Source organism: Actinoallomurus sp. NPDC052274 (genome assembly GCF_040679475.1).
GTDB classification, from domain to species: Bacteria; Actinomycetota; Actinomycetes; order Streptosporangiales; family Streptosporangiaceae; genus Actinoallomurus; species Actinoallomurus liliacearum.
The window spans coordinates 32833-49564 of record NZ_JBFAUT010000044.1 but is presented as its reverse complement, the minus strand read 5'-3'; the positions used below and the strand labels follow the sequence as shown (position 1 = coordinate 49564).

Here is a 16732-nt window from a genome sequence, read left to right as displayed (position 1 = left end):
ATGCGTGTTCTCGCGCTCCCGGCGGTCCTGCTGGTCGCGGTCCTGCTGGTCGCCCTCCTGCTCGCCGCCTTTCGGCGGCCCCGTCCGGATCGGCTGCCGGACTGGGAGGCCGCGACGGAGCTGCGGGACGGCGTCACGGTCGTGTTCGTCCGGCAGGTCGCCGATGGGCGGGAGCTGGGGCGGCACGTCGTCGCCGAGATCCCGGCGGACGCTCCCGACTGGGAGACGCGCTACCACGAGGCCATGGCGGCCGCCCGCTCCCGCGCGGCCGCCCTCCGCAGCGAGACGGACTGAGACGTTTTTCGCGATCGCTGTTGCCGATGCGGTCAACGGCCTGATGTTCCCCCTCAGAGCGTGTCTCTGGTCCAGAGGCAGCGCCGTCCCTGACCCGTCAACGGACGGGCCCTGACTAACACCAGAGCGGCCCCTTCCTCAGGAGGGGCCGCTTCTTTCGTTCTCAGCCGGCTTCGGCGGTGTCGCCGGGCCAGCGGGCCAGGCGCATGTCGACGCGGTCGCCGCGGAGCGGGGTGCCCTCGGCGCGGTAGTGCTTCAGGGCGCGCTGTTCGTGGCCGGCCGGGGGCGAGCCGTCGGCCCGGAGGACGCGCCACCAGGGCACGCCGCCGCCCCACAGCGCCATCACGCGGCCGACCTGCCGTGGTCCGCCCTCGCCCAGGAACTCGGCGATGTCGCCGTACGCCATGACGCGGCCCGGCGGGATCCGGTCGACGACGTCGAGGACGCGTTCGGCGTACTCTGTCGGATCACCCCGCACCGTCGTCCTCCGATCCGTGGCGGACTCGTACGCGCCGGATGTACAGCACGGTCGTCGTCAGGGCGCCGGCGAACCCGAAGAGCGCGGCGACGCCGATCCAGCCGCCCAGGAAGACCAGCCCCGGCGGGTGCCGCTCGACCTGCACCGGCCGCATCGGCCCGTCGTCGAACCGGCCGGTCTTGCCGTTCGCGGTGAGCCGGTAGCCCTGCAGCCGGTCGGCGGCGGCCAGCGCGGCGGGGGCGTTGACCTCGCCGAAGCCGACGTTCTCGTCGTACCCGGCGGCCGGACGGCCCTTGGTGCTCGCGGTGATCGCCTGGGCGACCAGCGCGGGCGGCATGCCGTGGTGGCGGGCCCGGATCAAGGCGACGACGCCCGAGACGAGCGCGCCGGCCTGGCTCGTGCCCTCGCCGATCCAGTAGTGGTCGCCCGGTCCGGCGCCGACGACGTCCGCGCCGGGCGCGGCGACCTGGACGCTCGCGTTGCGGTCGGAGAACTTCGCCGCGACGCCCCGGCGCGTCACCGCCGCGACCGCGATGACGCCGGGGAACGCGGCGGGGTAGGACAGCCGCGTCAGGCCGTCCTTGTCGACCTTTTTCGGGCTCTTGGAGTCGCCGTCGTTGCCGGCCGAGGCGACCACGACCACGCCCTTGGAGATCGCGTAGGCGATGGCGGCGCGCTCGTCGGTTCCGGCGCTCGGGCCGCCGAGGGACATGTTGATCACGTCGGCGCCGTGGTCCGCCGCGTAGCGGACCGCCTTCGGCAGCGCCGAACGGTACTCCGGCGCGTTGCGGAACGCCTTGTAGTCCTTCTCGTCCGGATCGGCGATCATCCGCACCGAGAGCAGGCGCGCCTCGGGCGCCACGCCGATCACCCCGTCGCCCGCCCCGTTCCCGTGCCCGTGTCCGGCGATCAGCGACCCCATCCAGGTGCCGTGGAGCCGGCCGGGAGCGGGCGCGACGTCCCGGATGAAGTCGGGACCCGTCGTCACCGTGCCGGCGAGGTCCTGGTGCGAGCCGTCGATCCCGGTGTCGAGGACGGCGACGGTGACGCCCTGGCCCTTGGTCGTACGCCAGGCCTGTGGGGCGCCGAGGGCGTCGAGCACCCACTGCTCCCGGGCGCGTACGTCGTCGGCCCCCGCGGTGGCGGCCGGCAGTGCCGGCGACAGGGCGACCGTCAGCGCCAGGCCCGCCGTCAACGCGCGCCTCAGCACTTCCACTCCTGCTTCTGGGCGCAGTCGGGCTGGACGGGCTGGGCGAGGGCGCCGGCGATGTTCCGGCCGACCTCGGGTGCGAGCTGGAACCAGCCGCCGTGCGGCTTGCGCACGGCGGAGGCGGGCCGGCCGTCGGTCGGCCCGGCGACGGTCAGGACGACGTACGGGCCGACGCGGTCGGCCGTGGCGAACTGCCGCGCGGTGTCGGCGAACCGGGCGGCGATGGTCTGCGGGAACGCCAGGGCGTGCAAGAACGGCCCCGGCACGCTGGGATCCGTGGGCGCCACGGACTCCCCCGCCAGCCGCGCGGACCGATCGTCGGGCAGCGCGACGATGCCCACTGTGAGGACGATGCCCTGCATCTGGTCGACGTACGTCGCGCGGAGCAGCGCCCGGCAGCCGTACCTCACCAGGACCGCCGCGGAAACGGAGTCGATGCCGGTGTCACAGCCCCGCTCGGGGGCGATGCCGACCCGGCCGGCGTGCTCGATCCCACCCTGCTCGGAGGTGTACGGGACGGAGTCGGGGAAGATCTTCTCGGCGGGCCAGGTGCGCCAGCGGTTCCGGACCTCCTCGCCCGCCGCGCGGTAGAGCTCCCACGCGTTCGGCTTGCGGTGGAACTCCCAGTAGACCCGGGCGGTGGACAGGACCCCCACCACGACGTAGCCCACCGCCGTCAGGATCGCCACCACCAGCCACAGGCGACGACGGGCGTACCAGGGAACGGGTTCGGGGGGTGGCTCCTCCGGTCCGCGCCACGCCTCCCATCCGCCGGGCCCGGTCGTCGGCCAGCTCGGATCGGAGGTTCGCGCCATATCTGACAAGGTTACTGGGCGATCCCTCACCGTCGGTCAGAACTGAGACGCAGGCGAACCAGAGGTACGCGGGAGGCCCCGGGGCGCGGCGCCCCGGGGCCTCTCGTCGTCGGTTCCGGCGTCGCGGCCGATCAGTAGGACGGCTTGTCCGGCTCGATCTGGTTCACCCAGGCCAGCACGCCGCCGCCGAGGTGCACGGCGTCGGAGAACCCGGCGTTCTTGACGATCGCGAGGCACTCGGCGCTGCGGGCTCCGGACTTGCAGTGCAGGACGACCCGCTTGTCCTGGGGCAGCCGCTCGAGGGCCGCGCCGGACAGGAACTCGCCCTTCGGGATCAGCGTCGCGCCGGGGATGTTCACGATCTCGTACTCGTTGGGCTCCCGGACGTCGACCAGGAAGATGTCCCCGGTGTCGAGCAGGTCCTTGAGCTCGGGCGCGGTGATCGTGGAGTCCTTGGTCGCGTCCGCGGCCTCCTCGGAGATCGCGCCGCAGAACGCCTCGTAGTCCTCGAGGAGCTCGGTGATCGTGGGGTTCTTGCCGCACAGCGGGCACTCGGGGTCCTTGCGGACCTTGACGCTCCGGTAGGTCATCTCGAGGGCGTCGTAGATCATCAGGCGCCCGACGAGCGGCTCACCGATCCCGGCGATCAGCTTGATCGCCTCGTTGACCTGGATGGAGCCGATCGACGCGCAGAGCACACCGAGGACACCGCCCTCGGCGCACGACGGCACCATGCCGGGCGGCGGCGGCTCGGGGTACAGGCAGCGGTAGCAGGGACCGTGCTCGGCCCAGAACACCGACGCCTGACCGTCGAAGCGGTAGATCGAGCCCCAGACGTACGGCTTGCCCAGCAGCACGGCCGCGTCGTTGACCATGTAGCGCGTGGCGAAGTTGTCGGTGCCGTCGACGATCAGGTCGTAGCCGCTGAAGATGTCCATGACGTTGTCGTTGGACAGCGCCTCGTTGTGGACGACCACGTCGATCAGCGGGTTGATCTCGCGGACCGAGGCGGCCGCCGACTCGGCCTTCGGCCGGCCCACGTCGGACTGGCCGTGGATGATCTGGCGCTGCAGGTTGGACTCGTCGACGACGTCGAAGTCGATGATGCCGAGGGTGCCCACGCCGGCGGCGGCGAGGTACAGCAGGGCCGGTGAGCCGAGCCCGCCCGCGCCCACGCACAGCACCTTGGCGTTCTTCAGCCGCTTCTGCCCGGCCATCCCGACATCCGGGATGATCAGATGACGCGAATAGCGCCGGACCTCGTCGACGGAGAGCTCGCTGGCGGGCTCTACCAGTGGTGGCAACGACACGGTTGTCTCCTGCGCGTGCGGGAACGGTGATGCGGACGCCGTCGTCCTGGACCATCACAACTCTGTCATGCGCCTCCGCATTCCCGCTCCCCCGCCTCTGGCCGACGGGTGCCGGTCGGCCGCAGGGTGTCCGTTCCCGCCATCAGCCGGCGGTGGTGTCGGGCAGGCGCAGGGTGTCCGTTCCCGCCGTCAGCCGGCGGTGGTGTCGGGCAGGCGCAGGTGGGCGTCCTCGAGCATCGCGCGGAACTCCCGGGCCACCGTCTCGGGCCGCTCCATCTGGGCGAGGTGGCCGACGTCGGGCAGCACGACGACGCGGGAGCGCTTGAACACCCGGCCCGCGCGGGCGGCCATCCGCGGGTCGACGAGCCGGTCGTGCCGTCCGTAGATCACCAGGGTCGGCGCGATGACGCGCGCGGCGTAGCGCCAGAGCGAGCGCCGCATGTAGGCGGTGACGATGCCGCGCGACGACGCGATCAGCGCCTCGGAGTTGTGGGTCAGCCCGTCCCTGCGGCGTACGTCCTCGACGAGTTCCATGACCCGGTCGGGGTGCAGGCCGGTCGGGTCCGCGAAGCACATCTCCAACGTGCCCTGCACGCGTTGCTCGGCGGGCAGCGTCGCCAGCCGCCGGACGGCCCAGGGGCCCACGCCGGGCATGGTGGCCGCGAGGATCCGCGCGGGACCGGACCTCGGCCGCAGGTCGGGCAGGGCCGGTGAGATCAGGGTGAGGGAGCGCACCAGGTCGGGACGGGTGCCCGCGAGCCGGGTGGCGATCGCCCCGCCGAGGGAGTTGCCGAAGAGGTGGACCGGGCCCCGGCCGCGTTTCTCGATGAGCCGCGCGACGACGATCGTGTGGGCGTCGACGGAGTAGTCGCGGTCGGGCGGCGGCGGAGAGTGGCCGAATCCGGGCAGGTCGACCGCCTCGCCGGCGAGCTCGTCGGACAGCAGTCCCATGAGGTCGGTCCAGTTGGCCGAGGACCCCGCGAGCCCGTGCACGAACAACGCCGGTTCGGCGTCCGCGCGCGGGAATGACGCCGTTCGCACGAACACCTCACGGTCGCCCAGCCGGACCGGCTCGCCCGGCCATTGCGGAATCGGTGTGCTCATCCTGCTCGCGGTGGGGACTCCGGCCGTCTGGTCGGAGAGGAGCCGCCGCTGCCTCCTCTCTTCAACTACCGAATGCGGTTCCACGATAACCGCGGGGACTCGTGACCGGACGGCCGGGCATGATCCGGGGCGCCCGCCTTGACCTGATCTTGAGTTGAGCGGGGCCCCGCACCTCTCGGTACGGGGCCCGCGTCGTCGTCAGCGCGCCGCTTCGGGGCGCGGGCGGCGGTCGTCGTGCCGACCGGCGGCCCGGCCCGCGTCGTGCCGTGCGGCGCCGCCACGACCGCCGGGACGGGCACCGCCCGGCATGCCGCCGGAACGGGGCTCGCGCCGCTGCCGGTGACCGTCACGGCGCTCGCCGTCGCGCGGCTCCACCGGACGCCCCTCGCGGTACTCGCCGTCGAAGCGGCCGCCCTGCCGCTCCCCGCGGCCCTCGAAGCGCCCGCCGGGACGCCGGTCGCGGCGGCCGCCCGGACGCGGACCGCGACGCTGCGGACGCGGCTCGGGGTCGGGCGGGACCGGGATGCCGCTCGGCGGCTGCGCCCCCGTGATGCGGACGAGGGTGTCGTCACCGGCGGCGACCTTCGACCGCAGCGCGCGCACGCCCGCGCGGCGCATCATCCGCTCGGTGTTGCGCACCTCGTTGTGGGCGACCAGCGTGGCCACGGTGCCGCGCTCGCCCGCCCGGGCGGTGCGGCCCGCACGGTGCAGGTAGTCCTTGTGGTCGGCGGCCGGGTCGACGTGCACGACCAGGCTGACGTCGTCGACGTGGATGCCGCGGGCGGCCACGTCGGTGGCGATCAGTACCCCGACCTTGCCCTCGCGGAACTCCGCGAGCGTACGGGTGCGGGCGGACTGGGTCTTGCCGCCGTGCAGGGCGCCGGCGCGGACGCCGACGCGGGCGAGCTTCTTGGCCAGCGCGTCCACGCCGTGCTTGGTGCGGACGAACATGATCGTGCGGCCTTCACGGCCGGCGACCTCGGCGATGACGTTCTGCTTGTCGGCGCGGTCGACGATGAACAGGTGGTGGTCCATGGTCTCCACCGGCGCGGCGGCCGGGGCGATCGAGTGGGTCACCGGGTCGTGCAGGTAGCGGCGGACGAGCTTGTCGACGTCACCGTCCAAGGTTGCGGAGAACAGCAGCCGCTGGCCGTCGGAGGGAATCTGGTCGAGCAGCTTGGAGACCGCGGGCAGGAAGCCCAGGTCGCACATGTGGTCGGCCTCGTCGAGGACCGTGATCCGCACGTCCGCGAGCGAGCAGGCGCCACGCTCGATCAGGTCGGTGAGCCGCCCCGGAGTGGCGACCAGCACGTCGACGCCGCGGCGCAGCGCCTGGATCTGCTTGACCATCGACATGCCGCCGACGACGGTCTTGGTGTGCAGCCCGAGGCTGCGGCCCAGCGGGGCGAGAGCGTCCTGGACCTGCATGGCCAGTTCGCGGGTGGGAACGAGGATGAGCGCACGAGGCCGCGTCGGGGCGGCCTGCTCGCCGGCGATCCCGGCCAGCAGCGGCAGGCCGAACGCGAGCGTCTTGCCCGATCCGGTCTGGCCACGGCCGAGTACGTCACGCCCGGCGATCGCGTCGGGGAGACAGGCGGCCTGAATGGGGAACGGCGCGTTGATGCCGCGGCGTTCGAGCGCCGACACGAGGGGGGCCGGCAGGCCGAGCTCGACGAAAGTGGGCAGGGTCGAGGGACCGTCAGTCAAGTAAGAACCTCTCGGAAATGGCCCGCCTCGAGAGGTGCCGCGAGGTTGGGGGACTCGCGGGCTCTTAGCCGGCCGTCGGCGCGAGATGCGCGCCTGAACATGAATCACTGAGCTTACAGGGGTCACCAACGCATCCGACGGGATCTTCATTCCCGGCCCGGAGGCCCGGTTTCTGACGGAGCCGGTCAGGCCGTCTTGCGGGTCCCGCTCTTGGCCTTGGCCTTGGTGTCGGCGGTCTTCTTGGTCCCGGTCTTGGTCCCGGCCTTGGCGCCGCCCGTGCCGCGGCCGCCCTTCGCCGCGCCGTCCTTTCCGGCGCGCGCCCCGGCCTTCGCGGACCCGGCCGCCTTGCGTTCCGCGCCGTCGCCCTTGTCCGTACGGCCCTTCTTCGCCGCCTCGACGCTGGCCCGCAGCGCGCTGAGCAGGTCGGCGCCCGCCGGCACCTCCTCGGGCGCCTCCGGCGGGACGACCTCCCGGCCCTCGACCTTCGCCTGGATGACCGACTCCAGGGCCTCACGGTAGGCGTCCTTGTACTCGCCCGGGTCGAAATCGCTCGTCATCGTGTCGATGAGCGAGGACGCCATCTGCAGCTCCTGGGGGCGGACGTCGACGTCCTCCTCCATGAACGGGAAGTCCGTCTCGCGCACCTCGTCCGGCCACAGCATCGTCTCGAGGACGAAGACGCCGTCCCGTACCCGCAGCGTGCCGAGCGACTCGCGCTGCCGGAGCGCGACCTTGACCACCGCGACCTTGTCGGAGTCCTCGAGGGCGTCGCGCAGCAGGACGTACGGCTTGACCCCCTGGGCGTCCGGCTCGAGGTAGTAGGTCTTGTTGAAGTAGATCGGGTCGACCTGCTCCAGCGGGGTGAACTGCAGGACGTCGATGCGGCGGCTCGTCGACAGCGGCAGGTCGGCGAAGTCCTCGTCGGTGAGGACGACCATCTCCCCACTCGGCAGCTCGTATCCCTTGGCGATGTCGGAGTACGGCACCTCGTCGCCGTCGACGGTGCAGACGCGCTTGTACTTGATCCGGCCGCCGTCCTCGCGGTGGACCTGATGGAAGGCCACGTCACGCTGCTCGGTGGCGGAGTAGAGCTTCACCGGGATCGTGACGAGCCCGAACGAGATCGCGCCCTTCCAGATGCTGCGCATGGGGTGTCCCTACCCTCCGGCCTGCCGATCTACCTGCCAGGGCCGTCCGAAATGCGATAACCCGAATGTATGCGCAGGTCGGGGGCCACACGAAGTGTCCCCGGGGTGAGCGGGCCGTTCGCGCCGTGCCATGGACGGACCTGGGCGCGCCCACGAGACCGTGTCCGGCCGGTTAAACCACCGGGCGGTTGGCGTCAGGCTCGAGCGACATGGGGAAAATGATCGTATGGGTGACCCCATGCCCTCCAATGTCCAGCCGATGCTCGCGACCCCGGGCGAGCTACCGGACGACGCCGACCGCTGGGGCCTGGAGCTCAAGTGGGACGGCGTCCGCGCGATGGTCTACGTCTCCGGCGGACGGGTCCGCGCGGTCGGCCGCCGCGGTCTGGACGCGACCCGCCGCTACCCCGAGCTGCAGGCCCTCGCCGACCTCCTGCCCGGCCAGACGGCGGTCGTCGACGGCGAGGTCGTGGCCTTCGACGAGCGCGGCCTGCCCAATTTCCAGCGCCTGCAGCACCGCATGCACGTCGAGCACCCGGACACCCTGCTGATCCGCCGCGTGCCGGTGCACTTCATCGCCTTCGACCTGCTGTACCTGGACGGCCACCTGCTGTACGACCTGCCCTACCGCGACCGGCGGACCCTGCTCGACGAGCTGGAGCTGGCGGCCGGTCCCATCGAGGCCCCGCCGTACCTGCCCGGTTCGGCCGGGGACCAGGTCGAAGAGCTGCTCGCCTACACGAGGGAGCAGGGCCTGGAGGGGTTGATCGCCAAGCGGCTGAACTCCCCGTATCGGCCCGGCCGGCGGGTCGACGACTGGCGGAAGATCAAGAACTTCCGTACGCAGGACGTCGTCATCGGCGGCTGGAAGGCCGGGCAGGGCCGCCGGGAGGGTGGCGTCGGATCCCTGCTGCTCGGCGTCTACGAGGACCGCGGCCTCCGGTTCGTCGGGCACGTCGGCACCGGGTTCACGGACGCGGCGCTGGACGACCTGCACAAGATCCTCACGCCGTTGGAGCGGCCCACCAGCCCGTACGCCGCGGAGGTCCCCCGCGAGTACGCCCGCAGGGCACGCTGGGTCGAGCCCTGGCTCGTCGGCGAGGTCGAGTTCTCCCGCTGGACCCTGGACGGGATGCTGCTGCACGCGTCCTGGCGCGGGCTCCGCCCCGACCTCAATCCCGAAGAGGTCCGCGCGGAGCCGTAGACCGGACGCGCTCTCGGGCCGCACGCGGCCTCGGACGGACGCGGCCTCGGACCGGATACCGCCTCGAACGGACGCGGCTTCGGACGCACGCGGACGACCGGCCGGTGGTTGAAGGCGGCGATGCCGGGGAGATGGCCCCTGAGCAGGCCGAGCCCCCGAGGAGAGCCGGTGAGCGACACCAAGACGAGCGTCCAGATCGACGGCGTCCGGCTGACGCTGTCCAACCTCGACAAGGTCATGTACCCCAGGCACGGCTTCACCAAGGGGGAGGTCATCGACTACTACGCGCGGATCGCGCCGGTCCTGCTCCCCCACCTGAAGGACCGTCCGGCGACGCGCCTGCGCTACCCCGACGGCGTGGAGGGTCAGACGTTCTTCGAGAAGAACGCGCCGTCGCACACTCCGGACTGGGTGCGCACGGTCTGCCTGCCGACGCCCGGCGGGAGCCGGGACGCGGTGAACTTCGTGGTCATCGACGATCTCCCCGCCCTGGTCTGGTGCGCGAACCTGGCCGCGCTCGAGCTGCACGTGCCGCAGTGGCGGGTCGGCCCCCGGGGCGGCGCGCGCGAGCCGGACCTGCTGGTGTTCGACCTCGATCCCGGTCCGCCCGCCATGGTCGAGGAGGCGCGCGAGGTCGCCTGCCTGCTGCGCGACCTGCTCGAGGCGGACGGGCTGCGCTCGTTCCCGAAGACGAGCGGCAAGAAGGGCCTGCACCTGTACGTCCCGATCAAGGAGACCTCCGACCAGCGCACCTCGGCGTACGCGAAGGAGGCGGCGCGCAGGCTCGAGAAGGAGCACCCGCGCCTGGTGGTCAGCCGGATGGAGAAGAAGCTGCGGTCCGGGAAGGTCTTCGTCGACTGGAGTCAGAACAACCGGCACAAGACCACGGTCGCGCCGTACTCTTTGCGAGCCGCCGAAGAACCCTCCGTCTCCACGCCGGTGACATGGGACGAGGTGAACTCCGGCGCGGAGCTGTGGTTCGGACCCGACGAGGTGCGCGAGCGCGTCGAGCGGCACGGCGACCTCTTGGAACCGCTGCTGACCTTGCGTCAAAAGCTGCCGTGAAGGCCCGCAGTGCGTACGGGGAGCTGCCCGGTGCGTCACCATTGATCGGAGGGTCCACAATCGTGGGCGGTGGTCTTGGCGCCGGATCGTCGCCGTGGCCGCCGGTGGAGGTGACACGCGCATGGCGCGTGAAATGGGGAAGGATGATCAGGTGACGGACGACGCGCAGGACAGGCGCTATGACGTCGTTGTGCTGGGCGGAGGCTCCGGCAAGAACATCGCCGCCGAACTGGCGCGGGCGGGCCGTTCGGTCGCGCTGGTGGAGGGCCGCCTGGTCGGCGGGGAGTGCCCGTATTTCGCGTGCATGCCATCCAAGACGCTGCTGCACTCGGCCCGGCTCGGGGAGACGTGGGAGCACGCGGTCGCGCGGCGCGACGAGGTGACCCGTCACCTCGAGGACGCGCCCACCGCGGCTCAGATGGCCGAGGCCGGGGTGACCGTCGTGCGCGGTCGCGGCCGGGTCGTACGGCCCGGGGTGGTCGAGGTCGAGGGGACCGAGTACGGCTACACCGACCTCGTGGTGGCGACCGGCAGCGAGCCGGTACGGCCCCCGGTCGAGGGCATCGACGAGGTGCCCACCTGGACGAGTGACGAGGCCCTGACGCGGCCCGACCTGCCGCGCCGGCTGATCGTGCTGGGCGGCGGCGCGGTCGGCTGCGAGCTGAGCCAGATCTACGCGGCGTTCGGCTCCCAGGTCACCCTGGTCGAACCGGCCGAGCGCCTGCTCTCGGCCGAGGCGCCGTTCCTGGGCGAGACGCTCGCCGACGCGCTCCGCAGGATGGGGGCCGACCTGCGGCTCGGTGTGGCGGCCACGAGCGCCGAGCGCACCGAGACCGGGCTGCGGCTGCGGCTGTCCGACGGCAACCACATCGACGCGGACCGCATCCTCATCGCGGCCGGCCGGCGTCCGCGCGTCGCGGACCTGGGCCTGGAGACGATCGGCGTCCGTTTCGACCCGGAGCGCGGCATCGCCGTCGACTCCACCTGCCACGCCGCGCCGACCGCAGAGGGCACCGACGGCACGAACGTCTGGGCCGCGGGCGACGTGACCGGGGTCGCGCCCTACACCCACGCCGCGAACTACCAGGCCGCGGTGGTGGTCTCCAACGTCCTGGGCAAGCGCCGGGAGGCGGACTACCGCGCGATCCCCCGCGCCGTCTACACGACGCCCTCGGTGTACGCGGTGGGCGTCTCGCCGCTGGCCGCGAGCGGGCTGGAACTGGTCGCGGCGGGGTACGACCTCGCGGAGACCGCCCGCGCCGCCGTGGAGGACGACGACCGCGGCCGGGTGGAGTTGTACGCCGACCGGGCCCGGGGCGTTCTTGTGGGCGCCGCCGCGGTGGGCCTCTACGCTGAGGAATGGATGAGTGAGATCGCATTGGCCATCCGGGCCGAGACGCCGCTCAGCATCCTCACCGACGTGGTCCACGCCTTCCCGACGTACGGTGAGGCCTTCGAACCGGTCCTGCGCGAACTGGCCGAGCAGCTCTGAAGTTCTCTTGGGGGAGAGACCATGCCCGATGACGAGATCGAACTGAGCCTCGAGGCTCCCGAGGCCGACGCCGCCGAGCAGCACGTGGCGGTGCGCGACGCCGAGAGCCCGTGGCCGACCACGTTCCCGGTCGAGGTGAACGAGGCCGACGCCGCGGAGCAGAGGTACGAGATCGACCTCGACGAGGACGACTACCGGTGACCACGACGACCGGGTGGGGGCGCCGCCTCCAGGACCCACGGCGCCGCTCGGACGGCGCACGGGGGCGCCGCCTTCACGCACGGGGGCGCCGCTTTCGCGGCGGCGTCGCCGGGTTCGGCCGGTCGGACGTTACCCGGTCGTAGGATGGTAGCCCGCAGCGCGAGCGGCGCCACGGCGTCGCCCGGACAGGTGATCGGAGAACTCACGTGACCGCAACCCCGGACGCCCGCCCCCGGGGCACGAGGCTCCCGCGGCTGGCCCGCCGCCGCCAACTACTGGGCGCCGCCCAGGAGGTGTTCGTCGCGCAGGGCTACCACGCCGCCGCGATGGACGAGATCGCCGAGCGCGCAGGCGTCAGCAAGCCCGTGCTGTACCAGCACTTCCCGGGCAAGCTCGAGCTGTACCTCGCGCTGCTGGACGAGCACGCCGAGGGGCTCGTCCAGCAGCTGCGCGACGCGCTGGCCTCGACCCCGGACAACAAGCTGCGCGTGCAGCGGGCCATCGAGGCGTTCTACGACTTCGTTGCCGGGGAGGGCGAGGCGTACCGCCTGGTGTTCGAGTCCGACCTGCGCAACGTCGCCGCCGTACGCGCCCGGGTGGACCGCACCAACCAGCAGTGCGCCGAGATGATCGCGCAGGTGATCCAGGAGGACACCGGCGTCTCCAGCGACGAGGCGCACCTCCTCGGCATGGGGCTGGTCGGCATGGCCGAGGTCAGCGCGCGCTACTGGCTGTCGCAGCGCGGCAAGATCTCCAAGGATCAGGCCGAGCATCTCATCGCGCGGTTGCAGTGGCGCGGCATCGGCGGCTTCCCCCGCACCACCTGACGCACAGGGCGCTCCCGCCGCCCTTCTTTCGCACCGGTCCGTGCCATAGTGCCGGTAAGTCGGATGAGACCGGCCCGGAGGTACGCCAGGGGCGACCCCGAGATCGCCCCGCGACGGAGGGAAGAACGTGCAGATACGGATCGGTGTCCAGTCGGTGCCCAAGGAGCTGGTCGTCGAGACCTCGCTGTCCGCCGACGAGGTGGAGCGCGCGGTGCAGGACGCGGTGGCCGAAGAGGACGGAGTGTTCACGCTCCGTGGCCGGGACGGTGCCCGCCTCGTCGTGCCGGCGGCCAAGCTCGCCTACGTGGAGATCGCCGAGTCGGAGCAGAGGAGCGTCGGCTTCGGTTCCTACTGATCGCTCCGAAGATTCGTTCCGACTTTTTCAAGAGATTGGAATGAGTCCCTCGGAGAGGGGCATACAGACCGCGCGAATCCGAAGCGCCGGACTCGGTCCGGCAGGAGGTGGTCTGAGAAATGCTGATGACAATAGTCTGGTTCATCATTATCGGCGCCATCATCGGGGCTCTCGCGCGTCTTGTCGTGCCCGGCCCGAACCCGATGGGCATCGCCCTGACGATCCTGATCGGGATCGTCGGCGCGGTGATCGGCGGCGTCATCGCCAACGCACTTGGTGCGGGCAGCATCATCGCCTTCATCATCTCGGTCCTGGTGGCCGCCGCGGGCGTCGCGCTGATCAGTGGTCGCGGCCGGTGGGGCTCGCGCCGCGGCGTGTACTGATCGAGCCGGTTCCGGCCCATCCACACGGAACCTGACCTGACCCCCAGCGAGGCCCCCGCCCACCGGCGGGGGCCTCGCCACGTCCGCGGCCCGTGGACGCGCCCGTACATCCCGCCCGAGAACCGGACACGGAACGAATCCGGCCGCGCGTCAGGAGTGCGTGGGCGTGGGGGCGACCGTCTTCGTCGCCGTCCCGGGTCGGGACGCCTTGGCCGTCGCCACGATCTCCGGGCGGACGTACGCGCCCAACTTCTCGTACGGCACATCGAACGCGCGGCCGAGATCGGCGTGCGGGCAGCCCAGGTCGATCCAGCCGCGGATCGTGAACGTGAAGCCGGTGATGGTGGGGGCGATTTCGAGCCCTCGGCCGAGGTCCCGTCCGGTCAGCGGCCGGCCGGGAGCGCAGACGCCGCCGTTCCCCTGCGGATCGACGATCCGCGCCAGAGCGCGCGCGCCGGCCGCGGTGCGCGCGGCCGGAAGCAGCAGGTCCGCGACGCCCAGCGCCCTGCCCGTCGCCAGGTCCAGCACGACGGTGTCCTGGGAACTGGCGGGGATCTGCCGGTTCGAGTCGCTGCTGTCGGCGAACGTGTAGGTGATCGACAGGAGCTTGGGACCGCTCAGCCCCACCGCCGCGGCCGACTCCAGCGTGCCGTCGGGCAGGCTCATCGACTGGCCCGCCGACATGACGAACGCGGTCTTCAACTGGGCGAGGGTCCGGTCGACCGGGGCCCGGAGCGCCTTGTTGACCTTCGCCTGTACGGCGGCGTCCTTCAGGCCGCTCACCTGGACGTACCGCGTGATCATGGTGCGCCCCTTGCGGAGCGTCGTGCTGGTGGACGCCACGTTCACGCGGAGCGGTTGTACGGCGGCCGTCGGCCGCGTCGGTCCGGCCGAGGGGTGGTGGTCCCCTCCCCGGGAGGCGACGACGGCGGCGGTCCCGGCCGCTCCGACGACGATGACCCCCGCGATGGCGACGGACGCCTTCGCTCCGACGCTGGACAGCAGGGACTTTCCCGCACCCTGCGCGGCGGTTCCTGCGTGCCCGGCGCCGGTCGCCCCGTGCGCGACGCCCCCGGCGTGCCCGGCGCCGCCCGCCGCCTGCGCCCCGCCGCTCCCGGCGCCGGAGGCTCCGCCGCCGATCGTGGTACCCGTACCGCCCGCGCCGACGCCGCCGCCCGCCACGGCTCCGCCGGCGGCGCCACCGCCCACCGCGCCGCCGACCGGGGCGCCCGAGCCGCTCGCGAGGAGTGCGGCGAGGGGGAACAGGGCCGCCAGCCCGGCGGCCGCCTCGGCCAGCCGTCGCCACCCGTCGGGCTCCCAGTCCGACCCGTACTCGGCCGTGGCCACGCGCTCCAGCTCTGCCACGAACGCCGCCGCGGCGACCGGCCGTTCCGCGGGATGCTTGGCCATGCCCCGGACGACCAGGCCCCGGAGCGCCTCCGGGAGCTCGCGCAGGGGGACCTGCGCGTTGGTGTGCTGGGCCCGGTACTCCTGCTCGGTCTCGCCCCGGAACGGGGTGTGGCCGGTGACGCACTCGAAGAACACGCAGGTCGCCGCGTACACGTCGGTGGCCGGGGCGGCGGGCGCGCCCTGCCACTGCTCCGGCGCCATGTAGGGCGGCGTGCCCAGGGCCAGGCCGCTCTGCCCGGAACGCAGCGCGATGCCGAAGTCGATGAGCGTGCTCTGGCCGTCGGCGCGCACCAGGACGTTCGGGGGCTTGTAGTCGCGGTGCACGACGCCGCGCTCATGCGCGGCGCCCAGGCCGAGGAGCGACCCCTTGAGCACCGCCAGGGCCGCCTGCGGCTCGAGCGGGGCGTCCTGGTCCAGGAGCGCGCGCAGCGAGATCCCGTCGACCGCCTCCATCACGATCGCCGCGCCGTGCTCGGTCTCGACGAAGTCGTACAGGCGCGCGATGTGCGGGCTGTCGAGCTGCCGGAGTATCCGCGCCTCGGCCCGGAAGCCGCCCACAAACCGGGGATCGGCGAGGAGATTCGCGGTCAGGTACTTGACCGCGACCTGTGTGCCGGACGCGTCGTGCCGGGCGAGCACCACCCGCCCGAAGCCGCCCCTGCCCAGCTCTCGCACTTCCGAGTAGCCGGGAAGCGCCCAATCGCCCAAATTCGTCCTCCTCTACCAAGAGGGGGAAGGTACTGGATACGCATGGTCACGGGAAGCAACGCCACGCACCATCCGAGACGAAGATCAATCGCGCAGGTCGACGGCCCGCATCCGGGCCTGGTGCCGGTCGACGATCCGGCCGAACATCGTCGCGACGTCCTCGTCGCCGAACAGCGCTCCCACCTCGGAACCCCGCTCCGCGAGCGCGTGGGCCTGGCTGAGCGCCTCGCCCACCAGGCGCCGGGTCCACAGCCCCAGGCGGGACGCCAGCCGGGCGTCGTTCTCCGCCGCCGCGCGCAGCCGCTCGGTCAAGATCTCCGCGTGACCGGAATCGGCCAGCGACTCGTACACCACCGAACGCGTTTGCGGATCGGTTTTCGCCACCGCCTCGCGGTAGAGGTCGGCGAGGATGGAGTCGGCGACGTACACCTTGGCCAGCGCCTCCATCGCGTCGGCGGGCCGGGTGCGCCCGTGGAACGCGCTGATCGCGTCCTGGTAGGGCCGCATCGCCTCGTACGGGTCCGCACCGGCCTCGATCAGCCGGTCACGCAGCCGCTCGAACTGAGCGAACGCCCCGGTCGCCAGGCCGGCGAGCACGACCTTGTCCTCATAGGACGCCGTCCGGCCCGCGTCCGCCGCCCGCTCCTCGAACGCGGTCAACCGCACGCACGCCAGCAGTCCGTAGAGGGCACGCGGCCGGGCGGGAGAGGGGGGTGCGGCCGGAGACATGAAATGAAATCGTACGCTGAGGCGTTGGCAACAACAGCGGGGGCTTTTGAAATCCGCCTCCGCCAGCTACACTGCGTGTCGAACTGTGACCGATCGCGGCAGAGCGCGACCCCATACCCGGTCACACCCTAGGAAGAATTTGTCGGCTGGTCCCTCCCGCGCGAAGGCGCGACCGAATGCGACGACCGGCAGGCGCCGAGAGCCCTGCCGGAGACGGCGCACGAGGCGCATCCGCGAGACGGCTCGCCGCGCCACCGGACACGGTGCGCACGCGGCGTTGAGCGGACCCCGC

Annotated in this window: 17 protein-coding genes; 8 read left to right on the top strand and 9 right to left on the bottom strand. The window is 72.3% G+C overall.

Annotated features, from left to right (window positions below; genetic code table 11):
• Positions 1-294, top strand: a complete 294-nt coding sequence (locus AB0K82_RS30645) for a hypothetical protein (RefSeq protein WP_364403755.1) — start codon at positions 1-3, stop codon at positions 292-294.
• Between the two features lie 163 nt (positions 295-457).
• Here AB0K82_RS30645 and AB0K82_RS30640 read toward each other — a convergent pair whose 3' ends face one another.
• The 7 genes from AB0K82_RS30640 to AB0K82_RS30610 all read right to left on the bottom strand — a co-directional run bounded on the left by AB0K82_RS30640 (position 458) and on the right by AB0K82_RS30610 (position 8066).
• Positions 458-772 carry an MGMT family protein gene (locus AB0K82_RS30640; RefSeq protein ID WP_364403752.1) on the bottom strand — a complete coding sequence of 105 codons (315 nt, stop codon included), beginning with the start codon at positions 770-772 and terminating at the stop codon, positions 458-460.
• On the bottom strand, positions 762-1982 hold the full coding sequence (locus AB0K82_RS30635; protein ID WP_364403750.1) for a S8 family serine peptidase: 1221 nt from the start codon (positions 1980-1982) through the stop codon (positions 762-764). Before AB0K82_RS30635 ends, AB0K82_RS30640 begins: the two co-directional genes overlap by 11 nt.
• The gene (locus tag AB0K82_RS30630) at positions 1976-2797 is read right to left on the bottom strand and encodes a hypothetical protein (protein ID WP_364403747.1); all 822 of its coding nucleotides are present in this window, start codon (positions 2795-2797) and stop codon (positions 1976-1978) included. Before AB0K82_RS30630 ends, AB0K82_RS30635 begins: the two co-directional genes overlap by 7 nt.
• A 131-nt stretch (positions 2798-2928) precedes the next feature.
• Positions 2929-4107 (bottom strand): adenylyltransferase/sulfurtransferase MoeZ, encoded by a 1179-nt coding sequence (gene moeZ / locus AB0K82_RS30625; RefSeq protein ID WP_364403744.1) that lies wholly within the window; start codon positions 4105-4107, stop codon positions 2929-2931.
• A gap of 189 nt (positions 4108-4296) precedes the next feature.
• Positions 4297-5211, bottom strand: coding sequence for an alpha/beta hydrolase (locus AB0K82_RS30620; protein ID WP_364403742.1), 915 nt, complete (start codon positions 5209-5211; stop codon positions 4297-4299).
• A 198-nt stretch (positions 5212-5409) separates the two neighbouring features.
• The gene (locus AB0K82_RS30615; protein ID WP_364403739.1) at positions 5410-6918 is read right to left on the bottom strand and encodes a DEAD/DEAH box helicase; all 1509 of its coding nucleotides are present in this window, start codon (positions 6916-6918) and stop codon (positions 5410-5412) included.
• A 185-nt stretch (positions 6919-7103) separates the two neighbouring features.
• Positions 7104-8066 (bottom strand): Ku protein, encoded by a 963-nt coding sequence (locus tag AB0K82_RS30610; RefSeq protein WP_364403737.1) that lies wholly within the window; start codon positions 8064-8066, stop codon positions 7104-7106.
• A gap of 226 nt (positions 8067-8292) precedes the next feature.
• On the opposite strand from AB0K82_RS30610, the gene ligD (AB0K82_RS30605) reads away from it, so the two are divergent.
• From ligD (AB0K82_RS30605) to AB0K82_RS30575, 7 genes are all read left to right on the top strand, one after another.
• Positions 8293-9270: a non-homologous end-joining DNA ligase gene (gene ligD / locus AB0K82_RS30605; RefSeq protein WP_364403735.1), complete on the top strand. Its 978-nt coding sequence runs from the start codon at positions 8293-8295 to the stop codon at positions 9268-9270.
• A gap of 168 nt (positions 9271-9438) precedes the next feature.
• Entirely contained in the window at positions 9439-10335 is an 897-nt protein-coding gene (gene ligD, locus AB0K82_RS30600) for a non-homologous end-joining DNA ligase (protein ID WP_364403732.1), read from the top strand.
• Positions 10336-10486: 151 nt separating this feature from the next.
• Positions 10487-11827 (top strand): NAD(P)/FAD-dependent oxidoreductase, encoded by a 1341-nt coding sequence (locus tag AB0K82_RS30595; RefSeq protein ID WP_364403730.1) that lies wholly within the window; start codon positions 10487-10489, stop codon positions 11825-11827.
• Between the two features lie 21 nt (positions 11828-11848).
• A complete protein-coding gene (locus AB0K82_RS30590; protein WP_345354036.1) occupies positions 11849-12028 on the top strand; it encodes a hypothetical protein in 180 nt (59 codons plus the stop codon).
• A 206-nt stretch (positions 12029-12234) separates the two neighbouring features.
• Complete coding sequence (locus AB0K82_RS30585) at positions 12235-12855, top strand: TetR/AcrR family transcriptional regulator (RefSeq protein ID WP_364403727.1); 621 nt, start codon at positions 12235-12237, stop codon at positions 12853-12855.
• Positions 12856-12982: 127 nt separating this feature from the next.
• On the top strand, positions 12983-13210 hold the full coding sequence (locus AB0K82_RS30580; RefSeq protein ID WP_364403724.1) for a DUF3107 domain-containing protein: 228 nt from the start codon (positions 12983-12985) through the stop codon (positions 13208-13210).
• 119 nt (positions 13211-13329) lie between these two features.
• Positions 13330-13593, top strand: coding sequence for a hypothetical protein (locus tag AB0K82_RS30575; RefSeq protein WP_364403722.1), 264 nt, complete (start codon positions 13330-13332; stop codon positions 13591-13593).
• 150 nt (positions 13594-13743) lie between these two features.
• On the opposite strand, the gene AB0K82_RS30570 is transcribed toward AB0K82_RS30575, so the two are convergent.
• Together AB0K82_RS30570 and AB0K82_RS30565 are read right to left on the bottom strand one after the other, a co-directional pair.
• Positions 13744-15711: a serine/threonine-protein kinase gene (locus AB0K82_RS30570; RefSeq protein WP_364403720.1), complete on the bottom strand. Its 1968-nt coding sequence runs from the start codon at positions 15709-15711 to the stop codon at positions 13744-13746.
• A gap of 84 nt (positions 15712-15795) precedes the next feature.
• Complete coding sequence (locus AB0K82_RS30565) at positions 15796-16440, bottom strand: ferritin-like fold-containing protein (protein WP_364403718.1); 645 nt, start codon at positions 16438-16440, stop codon at positions 15796-15798.
• Positions 16441-16732: the final 292 nt, after the last annotated feature.

Excerpts from the sequence above, each read along its gene's own strand:
- AB0K82_RS30620 (WP_364403742.1), bottom strand. The coding sequence starts at position 5,211 with ATGAGCACACCGATTCCGCAATGGCCGGGCGAGCCGGTCCGGCTGGGC.
- AB0K82_RS30610 (WP_364403737.1), bottom strand. The coding sequence starts at position 8,066 with ATGCGCAGCATCTGGAAGGGCGCGATCTCGTTCGGGCTCGTCACGATC.
- AB0K82_RS30590 (WP_345354036.1), top strand. The coding sequence starts at position 11,849 with ATGCCCGATGACGAGATCGAACTGAGCCTCGAGGCTCCCGAGGCCGAC.
- ligD (WP_364403735.1), top strand. The coding sequence starts at position 8,293 with ATGGGTGACCCCATGCCCTCCAATGTCCAGCCGATGCTCGCGACCCCG.
- AB0K82_RS30565 (WP_364403718.1), bottom strand. The coding sequence starts at position 16,440 with ATGTCTCCGGCCGCACCCCCCTCTCCCGCCCGGCCGCGTGCCCTCTAC.
- AB0K82_RS30575 (WP_364403722.1), top strand. The coding sequence starts at position 13,330 with ATGCTGATGACAATAGTCTGGTTCATCATTATCGGCGCCATCATCGGG.
- AB0K82_RS30630 (WP_364403747.1), bottom strand. The coding sequence starts at position 2,797 with ATGGCGCGAACCTCCGATCCGAGCTGGCCGACGACCGGGCCCGGCGGA.
- AB0K82_RS30645 (WP_364403755.1), top strand. The coding sequence starts at position 1 with ATGCGTGTTCTCGCGCTCCCGGCGGTCCTGCTGGTCGCGGTCCTGCTG.